This window comes from Winogradskyella pacifica, assembly GCF_013403915.1.
Classification (GTDB): Bacteria; Bacteroidota; Bacteroidia; order Flavobacteriales; family Flavobacteriaceae; genus Winogradskyella; species Winogradskyella pacifica.
The window spans coordinates 1-1,034 of sequence record NZ_JABFDI010000054.1; the positions used below are offsets into that span (position 1 = coordinate 1).

General features: G+C 64.8%; 1 protein-coding gene. It reads right to left on the reverse strand.

Features of this window, described 5'->3' with window-relative positions; translation table 11 throughout:
- On the reverse strand, positions 1-872 hold an 872-nt coding region (locus tag HM984_RS18025), incomplete at its 3' end, for an integrase catalytic domain-containing protein (protein WP_179350109.1).
- Positions 873-1,034 lie beyond the last annotated feature (162 nt).

Sequence of the window (1,034 nt, forward strand, 5' to 3'; positions counted from 1 at the left end):
GCGTGCTTGCGGACGACGTGGTTGTTCTTGGACTCCACATGAGCCTGATCGTTCTTCTGGTACGGCCGCGAGCGGGTCTGCTCGATGTCGCGGTCCTGCAGCCAGGCCGCGACTTCGTGGTTGATGAACTCACTGCCGCAGTCGGAATCGAAGACGGTCATCGCGAACGGAAACCGCTGCTGCAGTTCGGCGATGCCGTCGGTGATCCATTTCGAGGCGTTGTTGCGGATCGAGCAGTTCTCGGTCCATCCGGTCACCAGGTCGGTCATCGTCAACGTGCGCGCGAACTCGCCGATCAAGGTCGGGCCGCAGTGCGCCACAGTATCGGCCTCGATCACCCCCGGGGCGTCGGGCGCCTCGTCAGCGCAGGTCCGGATGCTAATCGAGTTCCGAAGCAGCGGAGACGGTTTCGTCGTCGCCACGCCCTTGATCCGCATCCTGTCCCGGGCCGGTTTGAGGTAGCGGTCCACCGTGGCCGCGCTCATCGCACCGAGTTGCGTGACCGCCTCGTCGGTGGCGAAGGGCTTGTCCAGGTCGCCGGCCGCGATCAGCAGCGGCAGCCACTGATCCGCCATCACCACGAGGTACTTGCCGCACGGCATGCCCATCAACGCCCACACGTGCTCGAGCAGTGCCCTGGCGTCGTCGCTGAAGCCCCGCGGTCGCAGCGTGCGCCCGTCGACCTGGTCGGCGGGGTCCGGCAGCCTCGCGCCGGTCAGCATCCGCCGCGCCGTCGACCGGCCCATCCCCGTGGTCGACACGACCCGGTCCAGGATCTTGCCCCGCTCCACCTTCGTCGCGTTGCGGTACTGACCCCGCAGTTTGTTCGTGACCTGACGTCTCGCGGCCATATCGATCTTGCCCTCCCACATCGGGCAAGCCTTCCGGGCCACGCGCTCAAAATAGGTGAGGCACGCCGAGTCGTTGACACCTCAACTCGAAAGCGCTTAACATACAAAATGACTCGTTGATCACGAACCTGATGGTTCACCGATCCGAACTACACCACCCCATGGGGCACTATCGTGCCACCA